This window comes from Mycobacteroides sp. LB1, from assembly GCF_013449725.1.
Lineage (GTDB): Bacteria > Actinomycetota > Actinomycetes > Mycobacteriales > Mycobacteriaceae > Mycobacterium.
Window position 1 is genome coordinate 313,168 of sequence record NZ_JACCFF010000006.1, and the last position, 19,309, is coordinate 332,476.

At 64.4% G+C, this 19,309-nt stretch carries 19 protein-coding genes; 10 read left to right on the forward strand and 9 right to left on the reverse strand.

Features of this window, described 5'->3' with window-relative positions:
• The first annotated feature begins 98 nt into the window (after positions 1-98).
• Positions 99-1,199 carry a GGDEF domain-containing protein gene (locus MLB1_RS21550; protein ID WP_180751862.1) on the forward strand — a complete coding sequence of 367 codons (1,101 nt, stop codon included), beginning with the start codon at positions 99-101 and terminating at the stop codon, positions 1,197-1,199.
• A gap of 260 nt (positions 1,200-1,459) precedes the next feature.
• Here MLB1_RS21550 and MLB1_RS21555 read toward each other — a convergent pair whose 3' ends face one another.
• The gene (locus tag MLB1_RS21555) at positions 1,460-2,368 is read right to left on the reverse strand and encodes an alpha/beta hydrolase (RefSeq protein WP_180751863.1); all 909 of its coding nucleotides are present in this window, start codon (positions 2,366-2,368) and stop codon (positions 1,460-1,462) included.
• 166 nt (positions 2,369-2,534) lie between these two features.
• Here MLB1_RS21555 and MLB1_RS21560 point away from each other — a divergent pair, with 166 nt between their 5' ends.
• Complete coding sequence (locus MLB1_RS21560; RefSeq protein ID WP_180751864.1) at positions 2,535-3,425, forward strand: helix-turn-helix transcriptional regulator; 891 nt, start codon at positions 2,535-2,537, stop codon at positions 3,423-3,425.
• On the opposite strand, the gene MLB1_RS21565 is transcribed toward MLB1_RS21560, so the two are convergent.
• The 3 genes from MLB1_RS21565 to MLB1_RS21575 all read right to left on the reverse strand — a co-directional run bounded on the left by MLB1_RS21565 (position 3,407) and on the right by MLB1_RS21575 (position 5,856).
• On the reverse strand, positions 3,407-4,234 hold the full coding sequence (locus MLB1_RS21565) for a glycoside hydrolase family 16 protein (protein ID WP_180751939.1): 828 nt from the start codon (positions 4,232-4,234) through the stop codon (positions 3,407-3,409). The two genes, MLB1_RS21560 and MLB1_RS21565, sit on opposite strands and share 19 nt — an antisense overlap.
• Before the next feature lie 66 nt (positions 4,235-4,300).
• Positions 4,301-4,822, reverse strand: a complete 522-nt coding sequence (locus MLB1_RS21570; RefSeq protein ID WP_180751865.1) for a cytochrome b/b6 domain-containing protein — start codon at positions 4,820-4,822, stop codon at positions 4,301-4,303.
• The gene (locus MLB1_RS21575; protein WP_180751866.1) at positions 4,822-5,856 is read right to left on the reverse strand and encodes a catalase family peroxidase; all 1,035 of its coding nucleotides are present in this window, start codon (positions 5,854-5,856) and stop codon (positions 4,822-4,824) included. Before MLB1_RS21575 ends, MLB1_RS21570 begins: the two co-directional genes overlap by 1 nt.
• Before the next feature lie 50 nt (positions 5,857-5,906).
• Here MLB1_RS21575 and MLB1_RS21580 point away from each other — a divergent pair, with 50 nt between their 5' ends.
• Both MLB1_RS21580 and MLB1_RS21585 read left to right on the forward strand, forming a co-directional pair.
• Positions 5,907-6,563, forward strand: a complete 657-nt coding sequence (locus MLB1_RS21580; RefSeq protein WP_180751867.1) for a M15 family metallopeptidase — start codon at positions 5,907-5,909, stop codon at positions 6,561-6,563.
• Between the two features lie 114 nt (positions 6,564-6,677).
• Positions 6,678-7,400 carry a hypothetical protein gene (locus MLB1_RS21585; RefSeq protein ID WP_371750679.1) on the forward strand — a complete coding sequence of 241 codons (723 nt, stop codon included), beginning with the start codon at positions 6,678-6,680 and terminating at the stop codon, positions 7,398-7,400.
• Position 7,401: 1 nt separating this feature from the next.
• Here MLB1_RS21585 and MLB1_RS21590 read toward each other — a convergent pair whose 3' ends face one another.
• Positions 7,402-8,358, reverse strand: a complete 957-nt coding sequence (locus MLB1_RS21590) for a hypothetical protein (protein ID WP_255486070.1) — start codon at positions 8,356-8,358, stop codon at positions 7,402-7,404.
• A 157-nt stretch (positions 8,359-8,515) separates the two neighbouring features.
• Between MLB1_RS21590 and MLB1_RS21595 the strand changes: the two genes are divergently transcribed.
• The 4 genes from MLB1_RS21595 (at position 8,516) to MLB1_RS21610 (ending at position 12,599) form a co-directional block, all read left to right on the forward strand.
• Positions 8,516-10,102 (forward strand): ABC-F family ATP-binding cassette domain-containing protein, encoded by a 1,587-nt coding sequence (locus MLB1_RS21595; RefSeq protein WP_180751942.1) that lies wholly within the window; start codon positions 8,516-8,518, stop codon positions 10,100-10,102.
• A 93-nt stretch (positions 10,103-10,195) separates the two neighbouring features.
• Entirely contained in the window at positions 10,196-11,230 is a 1,035-nt protein-coding gene (locus tag MLB1_RS21600; RefSeq protein WP_180751868.1) for a M4 family metallopeptidase, read from the forward strand.
• Positions 11,231-11,240: 10 nt separating this feature from the next.
• Complete coding sequence (locus MLB1_RS21605; protein ID WP_180751869.1) at positions 11,241-11,504, forward strand: protealysin inhibitor emfourin; 264 nt, start codon at positions 11,241-11,243, stop codon at positions 11,502-11,504.
• 81 nt (positions 11,505-11,585) lie between these two features.
• Positions 11,586-12,599: a M4 family metallopeptidase gene (locus MLB1_RS21610; RefSeq protein WP_180751870.1), complete on the forward strand. Its 1,014-nt coding sequence runs from the start codon at positions 11,586-11,588 to the stop codon at positions 12,597-12,599.
• On the opposite strand, the gene MLB1_RS21615 is transcribed toward MLB1_RS21610, so the two are convergent.
• Complete coding sequence (locus MLB1_RS21615; RefSeq protein ID WP_180751871.1) at positions 12,596-12,895, reverse strand: hypothetical protein; 300 nt, start codon at positions 12,893-12,895, stop codon at positions 12,596-12,598. The two genes, MLB1_RS21610 and MLB1_RS21615, sit on opposite strands and share 4 nt — an antisense overlap.
• A gap of 75 nt (positions 12,896-12,970) precedes the next feature.
• On the opposite strand from MLB1_RS21615, the gene MLB1_RS21620 reads away from it, so the two are divergent.
• The gene (locus MLB1_RS21620) at positions 12,971-14,110 is read left to right on the forward strand and encodes an acyl-CoA dehydrogenase family protein (protein WP_180751872.1); all 1,140 of its coding nucleotides are present in this window, start codon (positions 12,971-12,973) and stop codon (positions 14,108-14,110) included.
• Positions 14,111-14,123: 13 nt separating this feature from the next.
• Positions 14,124-15,092: a TIGR03620 family F420-dependent LLM class oxidoreductase gene (locus MLB1_RS21625; protein WP_371750680.1), complete on the forward strand. Its 969-nt coding sequence runs from the start codon at positions 14,124-14,126 to the stop codon at positions 15,090-15,092.
• A gap of 11 nt (positions 15,093-15,103) precedes the next feature.
• Here MLB1_RS21625 and MLB1_RS21630 read toward each other — a convergent pair whose 3' ends face one another.
• From MLB1_RS21630 to MLB1_RS21640, 3 genes are read right to left on the reverse strand one after another with little or no spacing between them, the layout of a single operon-like run.
• Positions 15,104-15,739, reverse strand: a complete 636-nt coding sequence (locus MLB1_RS21630) for a cysteine hydrolase (RefSeq protein ID WP_180751873.1) — start codon at positions 15,737-15,739, stop codon at positions 15,104-15,106.
• Positions 15,736-18,195: a glycogen/starch/alpha-glucan phosphorylase gene (locus MLB1_RS21635; RefSeq protein ID WP_180751874.1), complete on the reverse strand. Its 2,460-nt coding sequence runs from the start codon at positions 18,193-18,195 to the stop codon at positions 15,736-15,738. Before MLB1_RS21635 ends, MLB1_RS21630 begins: the two co-directional genes overlap by 4 nt.
• A 57-nt stretch (positions 18,196-18,252) precedes the next feature.
• Complete coding sequence (locus MLB1_RS21640; RefSeq protein ID WP_180751875.1) at positions 18,253-19,239, reverse strand: zinc-binding alcohol dehydrogenase family protein; 987 nt, start codon at positions 19,237-19,239, stop codon at positions 18,253-18,255.
• Positions 19,240-19,309: the final 70 nt, after the last annotated feature.

A 19,309-nucleotide genomic window follows, 5' to 3' on the forward strand; every position in this document is an offset into this window, starting at 1 on the left:
TAATTGGGGATTGGCAGTGACCACAGTTGGCTAGCTGCTGATCGGGTCGGGCAATGTCGGTTGACGCATATCGATAGTTGCTTTGGTAAGGGCGATAAGTGGGCATCACAGGTCGGGGTCGGGTTGACGCGCGCCCGGGATTGCGCAGCAGAGCCATACGGATCTACGAGGCCAACAATGAACTCCTGGAACGGGTTCGGCTGCGTCGGGTGGTCTCGTTGGTCTCCGCGGTCTGTATCACGACGATCGGCGCTGCAGCCATTCTGATGGCAGCCGCCGGTTTGTCGATCATTCCCACGCTGTGTGTTTGCATCGCGATTCCGGCGTTCGGATGGGGAATCCGATTCGCACGGAACAAGCCCGTGACCTATGTGGAATCGATCGCATACGTCGTGTACTGGGACGTCGCCATTCTGATCGGTATCTGTGTGGTGACGGCCTCGGGCGCCGCTTTTTTGAAACTGGGATGGCTGCTGGGCGCCAACGTCTACGTGTCGGTGCTCCACGGCCGGGTGGCGGTCGTTGCCCAATCGCTGGTGACCGCGGCCGGGACGGTGTTGGCGGTCGCAGGAGCCGTGCTTCGTCAGGATGCCAGCGTGGTGGTGCTCACGGCGATGGTGTGCACCATGCTCCTGGCCAATGTGATCGCAGGATGGCTGGTCTACTTGGGCAAGGCGCAGTTCGCCGAGCATGCCGTCGGGAAAGACCACCTCTCCCGCCATGACGACCTGACCGGTCTGCTGAACAGGCGCGGTCTGCAGGAGGCGTACGAGGCATGGGCAGGCGTGCCCGGAATGCAGGTAGCCGTCGCTGTCGTCGATCTGAATGCGTTCAAGTCGGTCAACGACACCTTCGGCCACCACGTCGGCGATGAGGTGCTGCAGCGGACAGCGCACCGCCTGCGCGCGGTGGCCGGACCAGATGCCCTGTTGGCCCGGCTCGGCGGCGACGAGTTCGGCATCGTCGCGCTCAACGACTCACCGCGTGACGTCGACTACCGGCGCGCGGTGGATGAGGCACTGTCCGGTGAGGACGACGAGGTGCCGGTGGCTGCCAGTGTTGGCGTGGCCAGCACCGTGCTGCCGGAATCGGATCGCACAGTGATCCATTCGCTTGCGCCTATCGTCCCGTACCTCCTGGTGGAAGCCGACGGCGCGATGTACCGCGCGAAGAAGTCCTGCGATATGGACCAGATGTGAAGCGAATCAGACACTTTGTCACGGCTACTCGATAGTCCGATCTTGCCCTCGGGACACAAGATTGAATTTAACGGAGAGTTGTGCGCGGTCGGACCCGATTTCACCGCATGCAGGGATAGTAGCCAGCCCGAGCCGCGCGGTTTCGTGCTGCGCCAGGACGGCAACAGCCTTCTCTTCTAACCCAATTCAGAAAGGAACAGCGCGGTGATTGGTGCCGCTAGCCTGTCTGGGAGAAGCGGCCGTTGCCGCCGCGTGGCCCGTTACAGGTACTTGCTGAAGTAGGCGGCGAGTTTCTCGACGGCAGGATCGACGTACTCCGGCTTGTCGTACAGGTCAATGTGTGTCGCGCCCTCGATCAAGAAGAGCTCCTTCGGCTCACCGGCCTTGGCGATGGCATGCTCGCTGAAGTACAGCGTGTCCGCTTCCGTTCCCGCGATCATCAACAGTGGACGTGGAGAAATGAGATCGACATGGTCGTATGACGAGTACGCCGCGATAGAAACGATGCTCGACGCCACATACCAATTCGGGGAGTTCGGATGCTGCGCCCGGGGTGTTCGGTAGTAGTCGGATCCTTGTGCAAACAACACCGGGGTATCAGCGGTAATCTCGTCGGCCTCGGGAACTATATGGGCGAGCGTTGGTTTGGCGCCTTGGGCCTCGGCACTGCGATCGGCGGCCGCCACAGCGAGCGCTTGTTGGAGCTGTTCCACACTCTGTCCACCGCCGAGCCCGTCGCGGTACAGCGATCCGATGTCGGCGCCGCTGACCGCGGCGACCGCCTTGATCCGAACGTCGGTGGCGGCGGCGTTGGGAACGTACCCACCGGATGCGCAGATACCCAGCGCACCGATTCGCTCAGCGTCGACACGTGGCACCGTCGTCAAAAACGACACTGCTGACCGAACGTCCTCCGCCCTGGTGAACGGATCCTCCAGGAAGCGTGGTTCGCCCTCGCTTTCACCCTGATAACTCGCATCGAACGTCAGCGCCACGAAACCTTCCTCGGCCAGCTTCTGCGCGTACAGGCCAGCCGTTTGTTCCTTCACTCCGCCGAACGGGTGGCCCACCACAATGGCAGGCAGGCCCGCCTCATCGGTGTTGTCGGGGTAGTACAAGTTCCCTGCCAATTGCAGACCTTTGCTAGGGAACCGGACGTTCTCGGGCATTATTCGCATCCTCTTCTGCTACGGATCTCTGCTACCGACCACCAACCAGCCGCTACCAACTCATCTTGGTTGAGATTTCGTTGTGCAACCAGGCCCTGTCCCTAGGTACTTTTTACCTACCCGTAGCAGCGCTGGGCAGGATGATCCGGGGTGGCATGCTCTGCCCATGGCAGATATCGCAAAGGCCAATATCGAGCTAGGACCGTTTCTGCGGGCGCGCCGTGCCGAGCTGACTCGAGCGGAGGTGGGATTACCTCCCGCAGCGGGGATAAGGCGAGTCAGCGGCTTACGCCGCCAAGAGGTGGCCCAGCTCGCGGGGATCAGCGCCGACTACTACGCGCGGCTTGAACAGGGGCGACTCTCCAGCGTCTCGGAATACACGTTGGCCGCGGTATGTGAAGCGTTGCGGCTCAATCCGGACCAGGAAACCTACGTCCGCACGCTGGCTCGCAAGCCGGCGATCCCCAACTCGACCGGCGATATGACGGTTGATGCTTCAACCCGCAACCTTCTGGCTCACCTCACTGATGTACCCGTGCTGGTGCTCGGCCCCTACCTGGACGTCCTTGGTTGGAACACCCTTGCGTCCGCGTTGTTTCTGGACTTCGCGCAACTGCCGCGTGAGCATCGGAACCTCGTCTGGCTGGCGTTCTTGGAAACCCAAGTTCGCGCAATGTATCTCGATTGGGAGTCAGTGGGCCGTACGTGCGTGGCTTACCTGCGTATGGACGCGGCACGCCGCCCTAATGATCCCCGTCTGGCCGAATTGGTAGAGGAGCTGTCGGCAGGCGATCGCGACTTTCAATCCTGGTGGACATCGCAGACGGTCGCGCACCACAGCACCTCCGGCCGCAAGCGTTACCGGCATCCTGTTGTCGGAGAATTCACCCTCGACTGGCAGATCTACCAGCGCACCGAGGCTCCCGAAACGATGTTGGCGTTTCTGGTGCCGACCCCGAATACCCAGTCGAACAATGCGCTTAGTGCCCTCGCGCGCATTGTGGCCGATCGCCCGGAGTCAACATCCGGGACCGGTGCCTACCAGACGCGCACGTAGTCGACGAGCATCTCCGCCGGGTAGGAACCACCGGAGGGATCGCCGCCACCGGAACCCGAGACCGCCAGGTTCAGCATCGGCTGGAGTGTGTATCCGGGATCGTTAAACGGCCAATCCTCAAGGGAATTCTGGTCGACCGTCAGGTACGGCTCCATGCCGTCGTGGTAGTCCATCCAGAAGTACAGCCCGGCCTCGTTCCAGGTGCAGCGCCAGGTGTGCCAGTTGTTGTCCACCGGCATCGGCAGCGTCTCGAATGAGGTGCCGTCCAGGCGTGCGTGAATCGTGGTGCCCGACGGCCAGTCTCCGTTGCCGTACCACTCCACGAGGTCGATCTCGCCGCCGCGCTCGGGGTTGTCGTTCAGCAGCCACCATGCCGGCCATGCACCGTTGGTCAAGCAGTTGAACTTGATACGTGCTTCGAAAGTGTGGCCGATGCCGCCGCGGAATGTGCCGTGCAGCTTGCCGCTGTAGTACTTGTTGCCTTCTTTGGTCGCACGGATCACCAAGTTGGAGTTTCCGTCGACGAAGATGTTGGTGCGGCTGTCGCGGTACTCGCCCATGTTCTCGGGACGATCCCAGAACACCGGGTTCTTGATCTTCTCGCGGAACTTTGAGGCCACCCACTTGGAGCCATCCGGCGCCGAACCCGCGGGTCCGTTGAACTCGTCGCTGAAGATGTAACCCGTCGTCTGAGCGTCGGGCGGAGCTGTCGGCGGACGCACCCGATCGGCCTGCGCCGTGGCGATAGGCAGGGCGGCGGCTGCGGCAATGCCGAAGCCCATGGTGAGTATCAACTTGCGGCGATCCATTTCGGGCACCCCGAAACGATAATGGTTGTACCTGGCCATTGGGCGCAGCCCCGGCCATTTTGGCTGCTAGTGGCGCGGCAGCATCCGTGCGAGCAACCCGTCCCGCAACCCGATGGTGTGAAACAGCACCGCGCTGACATGCGCGACCACACAGGCGAGCAACGCGTACGCCACCCATGCGTGCGTCTCGCGCAGCGTGCCGTACCACCCGATGCTGGTCGGCGCGATCGACGGAAAGCGCATTCCGGCGATCTCGACCGGCACTCCCGAGGCCGATACCAGCGCCCACCCGATCACCGGTTGCACCAGGAACAACGTGTACATCGCGAGCTCGGACCCCGCTGCGATAAACCGCTCCGGCTGCGCCAGCGACAAAGGCGGCGGCTTATGCCAGATGCGATTCCCGATGCGTAGCACCGCGAGCACCAACACCACCACACCCACGGCCTTATGCCAGGCGAGCACCAACGGGTAATCGCCGAGCGATCCGACGAGCAGCGCGCCCAGCACTAGCATCGTGATGATCGCGACCGCCATCACCCAATGCAGAAGCTGTGCGGGAAGACCGAACCGGGAATCCTCAGCCATCACGCGTCCTGACCGAACGGTTCCACCGGCGCGGGAGTTTCTCGCGCACGACGCCGGAACGACTCCGCGTAGATGGCCGCACGTGCCGTCAGGATCGGATCATCGGAGATCTCAATCCCGTTGGGCAGCACCGTCGGATCGAAGTTGGTATCCCGGATCCGTTCCTGTTCTTGAACAATCGCATGTCCGAGCACCAGCGTCCCAACATCGATCTGTGGGCGGTCGGCTGGCCACGGCAGCGTGGGATCGTGCGTCGGGTCCTGTCCGGGCACACCAGGCTGTAGGAGCAGCCGGTATCGCAGTTCGCCACCCCGAATCGCCTTGGCCAGCGCCTCGAACATCCAATTGGGCCCGATCTTCGCCGGGGTACCGGCATTGTTCCCGTCGGGGATCACCTGCCACCGCACCGGAGTCCGTGCACCGTCCTTGCCGACGGCAATGAAGGTGTTGAGGCTGTTGTACGTGGCCTCCGCAAACGACGATGCCTTGGGTGCGGCCTCGATGAGCTTCTGTGCGGCCGCGGCGGCAGGGTTATCCCGTATAAAGGCCGCAGCCCTGTCCTTATCGCCGGAAAGTCGTGCCGAGAGCAGCCCGTAGAACATCTCCGGCGTCGGCGCCATGAATACCGGTGCGGCAGCCATCGCGGTGCGCCATTGCTGCCCGCCGGGAAGCGAAAATTCAAGGGCCAGCGCCTGTCCGGAACCGGTATCCGGCTGGTGCGGGTTCGCCCCGCCCACCGAGAACCGTCCCACGACGGGGTGCACGCCCTTGGCGAACACCGTCGCCGAGGACACCTCGGCCCCTGCTCCGTTGCTTTCGAAACGTCCGGACACCGCAAGAGCTTTGGCGTGGTTGCGTCGATACCCGACGAACCGTCCGCCGGTGGTCTCGAACAGGTTGATGAAGGAGCGTCCGGTCAACCGAGACCCGACCCGGCCCTCCAAGGCCAAGAACCCACCCAGCCCCGTGACGGTGACGGCTCCGGCGGCTGCCAGGCCCATGAACATGCGGCGGTCCAGCTTTCGTGTGGCCACGAATCGAGCCTAATACGCGAATCTGTGAGTGCACCGGGGACAATGAAACGATGTTGAAGCGTCTCGTCCTCGTCGCCTTCGGTCTCGGATGCGTATTCAGCCAGGCCGCACCTGCCGGCGCCGACCCCGGTATCCCACCCGTCAGCGACGCCGCTCGCGCCGCCGGGCTGGTTGACGTGCGCACCGCCGTCCCCGACGCGATCATCGACCTGCGTTACGCCACCACCAACAACTTCACCGGTATCCAGCTGTACCCGGCCAACGCTCGCTGCCTGGTGCACGAATCCATGACGCCCGGGCTCAAGACTGCCGCCGACACCCTGCGCACCACCGGCGAGCGGCTGGTCTTCTGGGATTGTTACCGCCCGCATGAAGTCCAGGTGCGCATGTTCCAGGTGGTGCCGAATCCCAACTGGGTCGCCAAACCCGGCCAGTACGCGCGCAGCCATGAGGCCGGACGCTCCGTGGACGTCACCCTCGCCAACGCGCGGGGTCTGGTCGATATGGGTACCGGCTTCGACGATTTCTCACCCCGTTCCCTGGCCTACGCCACCGAGGGAGTAAGCGCCGACCAGCAGGCCAACCGTGCCCGGCTGCGCAGCGCCATGCAGGCCGGCGGGCTGCAGGTGTATTCGGGGGAGTGGTGGCATTTCGACGGGCCGGGCGCCGGGGTTGACCGGCCTTTCCTCAACGCACCGGTCAATTGACGAGACGGTTGTTCCGTTTTCTCGGGAAAAGTCGAGTAGTCCAGTACCCAGTGCAATAGGGGCCCGCCGGAGTAATTTCCTTTTCGGGTCGATCGATCCGCCTGGGAGGTTGCCATGCCTGTTTCACCGACTCCCGTTGGGTGCCTTCGCCGCAGCGCCCTCCTCGTGGTGTTCGCCGGAGCCCTCGTGGCCGCCTGCGGCGGCGCCGGCGAAACCGTCACTCACACGGTGACCCAGACCGTCACCGACCAGACGACCGTCACCGAGGACGGCGGCTCCCACGGGAGTACCAACGGCGGAGGTTCGTCCTCGTCCGCGACGCCGAAGGACGACGGCCTTGCGTGGGTGCCGTACGGGCCCAAGGACCCTGCCTTCCCGACACCGGGATGGGACGTCTACGCCTACTTCCTCAAGCACGACTGCGCGAGCCTGAAGAATGTCCAGAAACCCGAGGGCAATCTCTACGAGGCAGCGGTGGCCGTATGCCGTGCCGCGGTGAACGGTGAACAGAGCCAATGGAATGTGGCGGCCACGGCGTTCGCGGCGCGTGGCACCGGCATTGAGATCGGCCCGGCGCAGTGCGTCGACGACACCATCGCGGCTATGGTCACCACGCTGCTGGCCTGGCATGAGAAGCATCCGGGCAGTGCGCCCGAATTGTCGTTTCCGCAGACCGACGGCCGGACCGCATGCTCGCGTGATAACAACAGCTTCGTGCCACCGGACGAGAACGGCGAGACCGATTCCTCCACAACCAGTTCCACGACATCTAGCACCACCACAACGTCATCCACGACCACCTCTAGCACCACAGCCACCACACCGTCCGGGCGGTGAGTCAGTGGGAGAACTGCCAGTGCACCGACTGGTCCTCCTCCAGCACGATGATGCTGCCCTTCTGGATGGTCCACCCCTCGGTCATCAGGAACAGCCGGCCGCCGGACTCGGCGAGCAGCCGTAACCCGGTGGTGCGGTACAGCGTTTTGGGTCCGGTGGTGATCTGCTCCGTCCGCACGACGGGGGAGTCGATACCCAGCGGGCTCTCGCTGACCGCCGTCGCGCGGGGCAGTGTCGACACCGACTGTTCGTAGCGCTGCGCATACCCCCGGCCGACGATATCGGCGTACCCCTGCACCGCCCAGAACACCGCTGCCGCAATCACGATGCCGATGAGCACGGCCTCGAGCACATCTGGGGGGCGGGCAATGACACTGCGCGGCCGGGTGCGCTCCTGTCCCTGGCGGCTCAGGTGCCGCCCGTATACCGCCACCGCGGTGCCGACTGCGATCATGAGCGGCCACACCACCGTCCCGGGTTCCCAGCGGCGAGTCATCGGGGGCAGGACCACGCCGAGTATCGCGACAACCAGCCCACCGAACATCGCGGCCCGGCAGATCACCCGGACGGTACCGGTCACGCCGTCTCGCCCGATCATCTCGGTCAACACGCGATGCGCTGCTAGCCAGGCGATTCCGATGATTGCGGTGGCCAGGATCGGCAGGTATAGGGTGCTGATACTGCGCAGCACATAGTCCTGCGTGGTGAAGCGGAAAAGGCTTACCTCGATCCCCATCCACTGTGACTGCGCGTCACTGCGTGCCCACCCGAAATACAGCAGCAGCGCGGTGATCATCGTCAACGGGGTACCCACCGTGGTGATGACCGCGATAACAGGGCGCAGGACCGATACCGGGTCCGGTGGATCCTCGATGGCGGTCGGGGCGGGAGTGCCGTCGTCTCCCGGCGCATCGGCGGGCTGACGCGCTGGCTCCTCCGACGTTGCTCCGGTCGGCATGGCAGCATGCTACGCGCGGCGGCCTGACCTGGGAGGAAAATTCCTTGTCTCCCAACGCTGCCGCATCTAGCCTGGCTGACGTCCTTATCCCCGACGGAAGGTACGACATGGAGCTGTGAGGTCCGGTCTCAAACCCACCTCACTCGAAAGGCTCTCTTTGTCTGCCGTCATTACGTCCAGCGCTCTCACCTACATTCACGCCGACGGTGCCGTCGCCCTCGACGGGCTCGACATGTTGGTTCCGGCGGGCCGTTCCGGCCTCGTGGGAGTCAACGGCTCCGGTAAGTCGACGCTACTCAAGCTCATCGCGGGGGAGCTGCAGCCGACATCGGGCAGCGTCCGTGCCTCGGGCCACATTGGTTATCTGCCACAGGATCTCACCATCCGTGCCGAAGAATCGGTACCCGACCTGCTTGGCCTCACCCCCGTCCTGGCGGCCATCGAGGCCATCGAAAACGGGTCCACCGATCAGCTGCACTTCGACACCGTCGGGGATGACTGGGATCTCGCCGACCGGGTCGCCGCCGAACTGGAACGCCTTGGGCTGCCCAGGGCCGTGCTGGAACGCAGGCTGGGGGAACTGTCCGGCGGTGAGGTCATCCGGCTCGGTATCGCCCGGCTGCTGCTGCGCCGCCCGGACATCCTGCTGCTCGATGAGCCCACCAACAACCTTGACGGTGAATCCCGTTCGCATCTCTACGATCTTGTCGAGACCTGGCCGCGCACTCTGTTGGTGGTCAGCCACGACCGGGAACTACTCGAGCGTGTCGAGCGCATCGGCGACCTGCGCGAGGGTTCCATCGCCTGGTACGGCGGCGGCTACGGCGTCTATGCCAACCAGGTGGCCGCCGAGCAAGAGGCTGCCGCGCAAGCGATCTCGACGGCCAAGTCCGAGGTACGCCGTGAGCGTCGCGACCTGGCCGAGGCCGAACGCGTGATCGCGCAGCGCAAGCGGTACGGCGCCAAGATGCAGGCCAACAAGCGTGAACCCAAGATCGTCATGGGCCTGCGCAAGCGGTCGGCGCAGGAATCGGCCGCCGCGCTAAAACAGACCCAGACCGACCGGCTGGATAAGGCCCGCGAGAATCTGGATGAGGCGCAGAGCCGGCTGCGTGCCGACCGCTCCATCCGTATCGATCTGCTGGGTACCGAGGTCCCCACCGGGCGCGACGTGCTCACCACCCACAACCTGGTGCTGCGTCACGGGGTGGCCGCCGCGTTGGAGCTGCGCGGACCGCAGCGCGTCGGGCTGGTGGGCCCCAACGGATCGGGCAAGACCACGCTGTTGCATACGATCGCCGGGCGGATCGCCCCGGCGGAAGGTGTTGTCACCGTGCATGTCCCGCTGGGACTCCTGCCACAGCGTCTCGATCTGCTGGACGACGGGCTCAGCGTTGTGGACAACGTCGCCGCGCGGGCGCCACATGCCGATATCAACACCATCAGGGCGCGGCTGGCCCGGTTCCTCTTCCGGGGCAACGCCGCCGACCGCCTGGTGGGCACGCTATCGGGTGGTGAGCGGTTCCGGGCGACGCTGGCCGCGGTGCTGCTGGCAGACCCGGCACCACAGCTGCTGCTGCTCGACGAGCCGACCAACAACCTGGACTTCGCGTCTTATGACGCGCTGGTCTCGGCGCTATCCGACTACCGGGGTGCGGTGATCGTCGCCAGCCACGACCTCGGTTTCCTTGAGGACATCGGGGCCGAGCAGGCGCGCTGGAGGGCGGAACCGGTAATGGGGTAGTGCAGTACGCACGCCAGGGGGATGACTCCGCACGCACGCTGAGCTCGTCATGTCCAACACCGCGCACGTGCGGCTATGTCAAGGAGACTCACGATGTGTTTCATTATCCCCCAAGATGTCCTGCTGCGATTGGCCGACGATGACAGCGTCGCCGACGATTCGCGGACGGCCCTGGCGGCTACGGCCGCGTCCGAATCGGCCTGGCGCACACTGCGCGACGCGCACACCGAGGCCACCCAGGCCGGATTGTTGGCCCGTGCCGATGCATTCGCCGGAGTCGCCAAGGCGCTGGCCACGGCCCCGGGCACCCCGGTGTTCGACTGCAAGCACACCACCTCGCTACCCGGTATCACGATCGCGAATCCAGGCACCTCCACCGATACCTCCGCCAAGCACGCATTCACCGAAACCGCATCGGTTGCAAAGTTTTACAAGGAATGCTTCGGACGAAATTCCGTTGACGACGAAGGCATGACCCTGGTGTCCTCCGTGCACTACAGCGTCAACTACTCCAACGCGTTCTGGAACGGTTCGCAGATGACATACGGCGACGGTGACGGCCAGATCTTCGTCGACTTCACCGCGTCCAACGACGTGATCGGCCACGAGCTGACGCACGGCGTCACCCAGTACACGGCGGGCCTGCTCTACAAGAACGAGGCCGGTGGCCTCAACGAGAGCATGTCGGATGTGTTCGGATCGATGTTCCGGCAGTGGAGCGCCGGTCAGACCGTGGATCAGGCCGACTGGCTGATCGGCAAGGACATCATGGGTCCGCGTGCGATCGCCAAGGGCTTCACCTGCCTGCGCGATATGGCGGATCCGGGTGCCCGGCACTGCCTCTCGCCGCAGCCCTCGCACTATCGCGACTACGTGCCCGGCAGTGACCCGCATGAGAGCAGCGGTATCCCCAACTACGCGTTCTACCTCGCGGCGACCAAGCACGGCTCGTACTCCTGGCAGGGTGTGGGGACGGTCTGGTACGAGGCCCTGACCAGCCCGAAGGCCCGTCCGAACATGAAGATGAAGGCCTTCGCCAACCTGACTCGCGAGATCTCCGCAGCCAACGCGGCCGCCGAATCGGTACATAAGGCGATTGACGACGCGTGGACCGCGGTCGGACTGTAGCGTCGGCGTCATGGTGGAGTACCTCATCGACAGACGGGGCGGATTCACCGGCCTTCCGGCAAGCGGGACGGCTACCGACCAGAGCCTGGACCCCGAGGCTCGGCGTGCACTGGACGGATTGTTGGACAGCCCCGGATCGCTGCCAGGCGACCCGGGGGCTGACCGCTTCACCTACACGGTGACCCGGGTCAGCGGGTCTGACCGGACCACCCGGAACATCCCGGAGAGTCTGTTGCCCGACGCCGTCCGGCAGGTTGTCCAAGAACGGATCTGACGGACGGCTCGAGGCCGGACCTGACAGTTCACCGCTCACGAGCCGAGCGGGCATGCACGCTGCCGGGTAGGGTGACTCGTAATGTGCACGCGTTTCATCATCCCGCTGGCCGTACTGTCGCGACTGGCCGAGGATGGCGATATCGCCGAAGACTCGCGAGTCGCGCTGTTGTCCACGGCGGCATCCGAATTGTCTTGGCGTACTTTGCGAAATGCGCACACGCGAGCTACCCAGGCCGGGTCGGTGGCCGGTGCGTTGGCCAAGGTTCCCGAAACACCGGTATTCGATTGTCGGCAGACCACCTCGTTGCCGGGCGTGGCCGTGGCCGAGCCCGCCACCTCCGATGACGCCACCGCCCGGCGGGCTTTCACTGAAACGGCCGCGGTCGTGCGGTTCTACCGGGAATGCTTCGGGCGCAACTCCGTTGACAACGCGGGCATGACGCTGGTCTCATCCATTCATTACGGTGTCAAGTACACCAACGCATTCTGGAACGGCTCCCAGATGGCGTACGGCGATGGTGACGGCCAGTTGTTTCTGGACTTCACCAAGGCCAACGATGTGATCGGTCATGAACTGACACACGGTGTTACGCAATTCACCGCGGGCCTGAATTATGAGAACGAGGCCGGGGCATTGAACGAGAGTGTCTCGGATGTATTCGGTTCGATGTTCCGGCAATGGCAAGCAGAACAGACCGCGGACAAGGCCGATTGGCTGATAGGCAAGGACATCCTGGGGCCGCGTGCCCTCGACAAGGGGTACACGTGCCTGCGGGATCTCGCGGACCCCGGCGCCGGCCACTGCCTCTCGCCACAACCGGCTCACTATCGCGACTATGTTCCCGGCAGTGACCCGCATGATGGCAGCGGCATCCCCAACCACGCGTTCTACCTCGCGGCGACCAAACACGGCTCCGCATCCTGGGAGGCCGTGGGGACAGTCTGGTATGACGCGCTGACCAGCCCGAAGGCAAGAAAGAACATGACGTTCAAGGTCTTCGCGAAACTCACCCGGCAGATCGCTGCCGCCCGCCCCAGCGTCGGGTCGCCCGCAACGGCGATTGACGAGGCTTGGGCAGAGGTCGGGCTCTAGTCGCCGGTGTCCCAGTAGTTGGGGCAGGAGACGTCGACGTAGACGGTCGTGTTCGCCTTGACCTGCGTGCCGGAACGATCGGGGTTGTTGATCCCGTTGACGGTGCAGAACTCCAGCGGCGTCAGAGTGTTGCCCTGCACCCAATTGATCTGGACCTCGTAACCCTGGCTCTCCAGTTCCGAGATGGTTTCGCTGGCCGAGCCCGAACCGGCTATTGGCCAGCTGGGGTCCGCGGCAGCCGTCGGCGCTAGTGACAGCGCAATTACCAGCGACACAAGCACCGCACCTAATCGCATGACGAACCTCCGCCTCCATGTTAGCTCGCTCGGCTGAGGCAAGATGGGACCTCACATCCCATGAAGGAGAGACCGATGACGTTCTCGTCCGAGCACGAAGACTTCCGCAGTACCGTCCGCCGGTACATCGAGGAGAAGATCAACCCCCACGTCGACGAGTGGGAACGCGAGCAGATGATGCCGCTGCACGACGTGATCGCCGATATGGCCAAACTCGGATTCGTCGGTCTCGAATACGACCCCGAGTACGGCGGGCAGGGCGCCGATCACCTCTTCACCCTGGTGCTCGCCGAGGAACTCGGCCGGGTGGACCACGGCTCCTTCCCGATGGCATTCGGAGTTCACGTGGCGATGGCGACCCCATCGCTGCACAAGCACGGCAGCGACGAGCTCAAGCGCGAGTTCCTGGCACCGGCGCTGCAGGGTGAGCAGATCGCCGCCATCGCGGTGACCGAGCCGGACGCCGGTTCTGACGTGGCCGCCATCAAGACCTCCGCGCGCCGCGACGGTGACGACTGGGTGATCAACGGCTCAAAGATGTTCATCACCAACTCTGTTCAGGCCGACTGGTTGTGTGTGTTGGCCCGCACCTCCAATGAGGGCGGCTACGGGGGGATGAGCCAGATCATCGTCCCAACCAAGACTCCCGGATACGAGGTCCGCAAGCTCGACAAGCTCGGCATGCACGCCTCCGACACCGGTCTGATCACGTTCGACGATGTGCGGGTGCCGGTGTCACACACCATCGGCGAGGTGGGGCGGGGGTTCCAGCAGCAGATGTCGCAGTTCGTGATGGAGCGCATGTTCGGCGCCTATGGCATCCCCGCCAGCGTGAACAGGGCGTTGCAGCGCACCAAGGAATATGCCTTGCAGCGCCAGGTGTTTGGCAAGCCGCTCACCAAGAACCAGCACCTGGCCTACCAGTACGCAAACCTGGCCGCGCGGGCCGACATGCTGGAGACCTATACCCGCGATGTCGCCGCCCGGTACATGGCGGGAGAGAACGTGACGCGGAAGGTGACTATCGCCAAGCTCACCGCCGGGCCGCTGGTCCGCGAGGCCGGTGACTGGTGCCTGCAGGTGCATGGCGGCATGGGGTACATGACCGAGACGTGGACGTCGCGGTTCTTCCGGGATCAGCGTCTGCTCAGCATCGGCGGCGGAGCCGACGAGGTGATGATGCGGGTGCTATCCCAGATCGACGGCTTCGCTTGATTTTCCGCGCGACGTGACCGAGGCGCGGAGCGAGCAGTATTCCCCGGGAATTCTCGATGGCTTCGCGAGGTTGTTGGCAGTCATGGTCACTCTGGGTAAGTACGGTGCCTGGTCCTTGTTTTGGCGGGTTACTCCCAAGAGGGCCCGGCAGATTGAGGACTTGGGCTACGGCGCGATCTGGCTGGGAGGCTCCGTTGCCGATCTCGGCCCGGTGCGGGCCGCGTTGGAGGCGACGTCGAAAGTCGTGGTGGGTACAAGTATCACGAACATCTTCGGAAGTGATCCGCGCGCAGTTGGACGTGAGTTCGCCGAGCTCAACGCGGACTACCCCGGGCGGGTCGCACTGGGGTTGGGGATCGGGCATCAAGAGAAACTCCCGGGCCGGGAAGTCAAGCCGCTGACCTTGATGGCCGAATATCTTGATGTTCTTGACACAGAGCATGTTCCGGAAGATCAGCGGTTTATCGCCGCACTCGGGCCGAAGATGCTCCGTCTGGCCGCTGACCGCACGGCCGGGACACTGCCCTACCTCGCTCCGGCAGAAAATACCGGAAACGCCCGCAGCATTGTCGGCGACGACACTCTCGTGATTCCTGAGCACAAGGTGGTTCTCGAAGGGGACCGGTCATCCGCCTTGGCCAGGGCCCGCAGCTACATTCACAGGTACTGGGAGATGCCTAACTACGTTCAGAACCTCAAAAAGTACGGCTTTGCCGACGCGGACTTCGCCGATGGTGGAAGCGACAGGCTGCTCGATGCCGTTGTGGCGTCGGGAACAGTGGGGGACATCGTGGCCAAGCTGGAACAGCACTTTGTTGCGGGCGCCAACCATGTGGCCATACAGGTCATCGAAAGCCGGCCAGAGAAGTGGGACGAGGAGATACAGCTCTACTTCGGCCAAGGGATTATCCCCAACGTCGACGACGGCAGTCCCGACGAACTCCTCGATACCTTCGCCGCAATCATCACGGCTAGCAAGTAGCGGCCCAAACCTCAGACCCGCGCCAGCTCCTCTTCCACCGATGCGGTGTCGGCCACACTGACACCGATCAGCCTTAGGTCCTGTAACCGTTCCGGAGTCGCCTGCGAGGTCGCGTCCTCGACGAGCACCGCGCGGAAGTCGCGTTCGGAGGCGTCGAACAGCGTGCCGCGCGGGCAGTTCGGCAGGTTGCAACCCGCCACCACCACGGTCGAGACGGCCCGCGAGCGCAGATGTTCCTCCAGACCGGTGCGGTAGAAGGCGCTCCAGCGCGGTTTGAACAGAATGTGCTCGGCGGGACCGATCTCCTGGAAACCGCCCGCCAGCAGCAGCTCCGGGTCCAGCCGCTCACCGTTCGGTAGGAGCTCGGCCGGGATCTGTGAACCGTCACTTCCCGGCGCTGCGACCTCGCGCCCCGCGAGAATCTCTGCGCGACGGGGCAAATCGGTGTCGGTGCCGCCCGGTGCATAGAGCCGCACCACGTGCACGATGGGCCGACCGGCCCTGCGGAACGCCGCAACAAGCCGACCGAGCTGGGGTATCCGATCGGCGGTCCCCGGCACCGTCATGACACCGGAGACGAACTCGACCTGCACATCGATGACCACCAGCGCGGCCCGGTCCCACTCAGGAGCGACGAAGCTTGTCACACCTGCACAGTAACCGGCTGCACACCCCAAATTTCTTCGCAGTACTGAGCGATGGCGCGGTCCGAGGAGAACTTGCCGCTGCGGGCGGTGTTGAGGATCGACATCCGCGTCCACGCCGTCACGTCATGCCACGCTTCGGATACTCGGTCCTGGCACTCGATGTACGCGGAGTAGTCGGCCAGCACCAGGAATGGGTCGTGGCCGCGTAGCGAGTCCACCACCGGGCGGAACACCTCCGGGTCGCCCCCCGAGAAGTGCCCGCCGCCAATGAGATCCAGCACCGCGCGCAGCTCGTCGTTCAGCTCGACAAAATCCTCGGGCCGGTAGCCGTCGTGCACCAGGCGCTGCACCTCGTCCACGGTCAGCCCGAAGAGGAAGAAGTTCTCGGGCCCGGCCTCCTCGCGGATCTCGACATTGGCACCGTCGAGGGTGCCAATGGTGAGCGCACCGTTGAGCATGAACTTCATGTTCCCGGTGCCCGATGCCTCCTTGCCTGCCGTCGAAATCTGTTCCGACAGATCAGCGGCCGGGTAGATCAGGTGCGCGCTCTTGACGTTGAAGTTCGGCAGGAACGCCACCTTGAGGTACTGGCTCACGTGCGGATCATTGTTGACGGTCTCGGCGACCGCGTTGATGAGCTTGATGATCCGCTTGGCCATGAAGTACCCGGGCGCGGCCTTACCGCCGAATATGAAGGCGCGCGGCGCGATCCGCAGATCCGGGTTCTGCTTGAGCCGGTGGTACAGCGTGACGATATGCAGCACGTTGAGGTGCTGACGCTTGTACTCGTGGATCCGCTTGACCTGGATATCGAACATCCAGTTGGGGTCCAGATCGACCCCGGTGGTCGACAGGACGTACTCGGCGAGCCGGGCCTTGTTGAGGCGCTTGACCTCTCGCCACTGCATCCGGAAGGACGAGTCCTCCGCGTAGGGTTCCAGCTCACGCAGCCGGTCCAGATCGGTCAGCCAGCCCTCGCCGATGGTGTCGTCGAGCAACTCCCGCAGCCCCGGATTGGCCAGCGCCAGGAACCGGCGCGGCGTCACCCCATTGGTCTTGTTACTGAACCGCTCGGGCCACAGCTCGAAGAAGTCCTTGAGCACACTCTCTTTCAGCAGCTCCGAGTGCAGCGCGGCGACACCGTTGACCGCGTGGCTGCCGACGGTGGCCAGGTGCGCCATGCGCACACTCTTGCCGCCCTCCTCGCCGATGAGCGACATCCGCCGCAGTCGGGCGTCGTCACCGGGGAAGCGCGAGCGCACCTCGTCGAGGAAGCGCCGGTTGATCTCGTAGATGATCTCCAGATGCCGGGGCAGGGATTCCGCGAACAGTCCCAGTGGCCAGGTCTCCAGCGCCTCGGGCAGCAGCGTGTGGTTGGTGTACCCGAACGAGGCCACGGTGATCTCCCAGGCCTCATCCCAGCTCAGCCCACGCTCGTCGAGCAGCAGCCGCATCAGCTCGGCGACACCGATCGACGGGTGAGTATCGTTGAGCTGCAACGAGAATTGCTCGGCGAGCTCGGTGACGGGCCGCTCGGCGACATCCTCCAGGATGTGCAATACCCGCTGCAGCGAGCATGAGACGAAGAAGTGCTGTTGCAGCAGCCGCAGCCGTTTACCGGCCTCGGGCTCGTCGTTGGGGTAGAGCACCTTGGTGACAGTCTCGGAGGCCACCTCGTCCTCGACGGCCTTGTAGTAGTCACCGGCGTTGAAGGCGTCCAGCTCGAAGGACTGCACGGCGCGGGCACTCCACAGGGTCAGCGTGTTGCAGGTGTTCACGCCATAGCCCTGGATGGGGGTGTCGTAGGGGATGCCCTTGAGGAAGCGCTGCGGGATCCAGCGCGCACGGAAGTTTCCGGCCCCGTCCAGGTACTGCTCGGTGTGACCGCCCCACCCGACGAGGAAGTTGAGGTCGGGTTTGGCTATCTCCCACGGATTTCCGTTGTCCAGCCAGTTGTCGGTCTTCTCGACCTGCCAGCCGTCGCGAATTTCCTGGTCGAAGATCCCGTACTCGTAGCGGATGCCGTAGCCGATCGCGGGTCGGTCCAGGGTGGCCAACGAGTCCATGTAGCAGGCCGCCAGGCGTCCGAGGCCACCGTTGCCCAGTCCCGGCTCCTCCTCGCATGCCAGCACCTCATCGAGGTCCTGACCCAGTGCCGACAGGGCGTCCCGGGCCTGGGCCTCGATCTGCAGGTTCAGCAGGTTGTTACCCAGCTGCGGGCCCATCAGGAACTCGGCGGACAGGTACACCGCCACCTTGCGGCTCAGGTCCAGATAGGTCTGCATGCTGGCGATCCAGCGCTGCTGCATGCGATCCCGCACCGCGAGGGCCAGTGCGCGGTAGTAATGCGCGGGAGTGAGCACGCTCGCCGGGCGCCCGATCGAGTACCGCAGGTGGTCGATGATGGCCCGCTGCAGCGGTTCGGCGGTCAGTCCGGTGCGGGAGTGTTCATCCATGCCCACACCGTGCCATCGGATGGCGCATAGGGAAACCGGAAACAGGCGACCAGCAGGTTACTGCGGGGTGACCACCACGCGCACTCCGGACGGCTCACTCGCCGCCCACACGGTTTCGATATCGGCCAACGGCCGGGACAGCGTCTGCAGGTGCAGGTCTCCGCTCTCGACCATGGCGAACAGCTTCGGCAGGGCTTCTGTGCGGGCCTGTAGCAGGGACTCGGGCGGGACACTGCCGATGCCGACCCCGCACAGGGTGATGCCGGTGCTGCGCAGGGTGGAGGCGTTGACGCTGACGGTCTCGCCGGTCATCGCGCCGATCTGCACGAAGCGGGTGGCATGGAAGTGCGCCGACGAGTGGCTGGCCGCCAGTGCGTTCAGGGTCTGCTCGGCGGGGGAGCCCCACAGATAGTCCAGCACGGCGTCGAACGGGCGCTTCGTGTGCTGCGCGATGACGTGTTCGGTGAGGTCGTCGCTGCCCAGTGCGATGACATCGTCTGCGCCCACCGTACGCAGCCAGGCCAGCCGCTCGGCGTTACGGCCCGCCACCGTCACGTGTTCGGCCCCGAATACGGATTTCGCCAGTTGCACCGCCAAGGATCCGGTGACCCCGGTACCGCCCAACACCAGCACGTGCTGGCCGGGCTGCACCGCGGCGGCATAGGACAGGGCCAGCCAGGCCGACAGTCCTGGATTGGGTATCGCGGCGGCGGTCACCGAATCGACGTTCTCGGGCACCTCGACCGCACCCGCGGGGTAGACGATGGTGCGTTCGGCCATCAGGCCGTACGGCGCGATAGCCCCGGTGTACACGCGTCTGCCGTCGGCAAGCCTGGCCACGCCATCGACGCCGGCGATTGCCGGAAGGCGAGTTTCCTTGCTGCTGTAGTGCTTTCCGGAGATGACGGCCCGGGTGAGGTTGGTCAGGGCGGAGGCTTCGACGGTGGCGACCTCGGCGCCCACTGCGTCCTCGGGGGGTTGCGGATCCGGGAAGTCGGTATAGGCCGGTTGCTGTCCCCACTCATGCACGACTGCTGCCTTCATGGCTCACTCCTCAAGTTTCCGTAGAAATAGTTTCCATCGAAACCATCGAAAACAATGTACGACGCCCCCG

Bases quoted from the DNA above. Each gene is read 5' to 3' on its own strand.
- MLB1_RS21600 (WP_180751868.1), top strand. From the start codon at position 10,196: ATGTGTTTCATTATCCCCCAAGATGTCCTGCTGCGATTGGCCGACGAT.
- MLB1_RS21620 (WP_180751872.1), top strand. From the start codon at position 12,971: ATGACGTTCTCGTCCGAGCACGAAGACTTCCGCAGTACCGTCCGCCGG.
- MLB1_RS21590 (WP_255486070.1), bottom strand. From the start codon at position 8,358: ATGCCGACCGGAGCAACGTCGGAGGAGCCAGCGCGTCAGCCCGCCGAT.
- MLB1_RS21580 (WP_180751867.1), top strand. From the start codon at position 5,907: ATGTTGAAGCGTCTCGTCCTCGTCGCCTTCGGTCTCGGATGCGTATTC.
- MLB1_RS21560 (WP_180751864.1), top strand. From the start codon at position 2,535: ATGGCAGATATCGCAAAGGCCAATATCGAGCTAGGACCGTTTCTGCGG.
- MLB1_RS21585 (WP_371750679.1), top strand. From the start codon at position 6,678: ATGCCTGTTTCACCGACTCCCGTTGGGTGCCTTCGCCGCAGCGCCCTC.
- MLB1_RS21555 (WP_180751863.1), bottom strand. From the start codon at position 2,368: ATGCCCGAGAACGTCCGGTTCCCTAGCAAAGGTCTGCAATTGGCAGGG.
- MLB1_RS21565 (WP_180751939.1), bottom strand. From the start codon at position 4,234: ATGGATCGCCGCAAGTTGATACTCACCATGGGCTTCGGCATTGCCGCA.
- MLB1_RS21635 (WP_180751874.1), bottom strand. From the start codon at position 18,195: ATGGATGAACACTCCCGCACCGGACTGACCGCCGAACCGCTGCAGCGG.
- MLB1_RS21605 (WP_180751869.1), top strand. From the start codon at position 11,241: ATGGTGGAGTACCTCATCGACAGACGGGGCGGATTCACCGGCCTTCCG.
- MLB1_RS21570 (WP_180751865.1), bottom strand. From the start codon at position 4,822: ATGGCTGAGGATTCCCGGTTCGGTCTTCCCGCACAGCTTCTGCATTGG.
- MLB1_RS21640 (WP_180751875.1), bottom strand. From the start codon at position 19,239: ATGAAGGCAGCAGTCGTGCATGAGTGGGGACAGCAACCGGCCTATACC.
- MLB1_RS21610 (WP_180751870.1), top strand. From the start codon at position 11,586: ATGTGCACGCGTTTCATCATCCCGCTGGCCGTACTGTCGCGACTGGCC.
- MLB1_RS21615 (WP_180751871.1), bottom strand. From the start codon at position 12,895: ATGCGATTAGGTGCGGTGCTTGTGTCGCTGGTAATTGCGCTGTCACTA.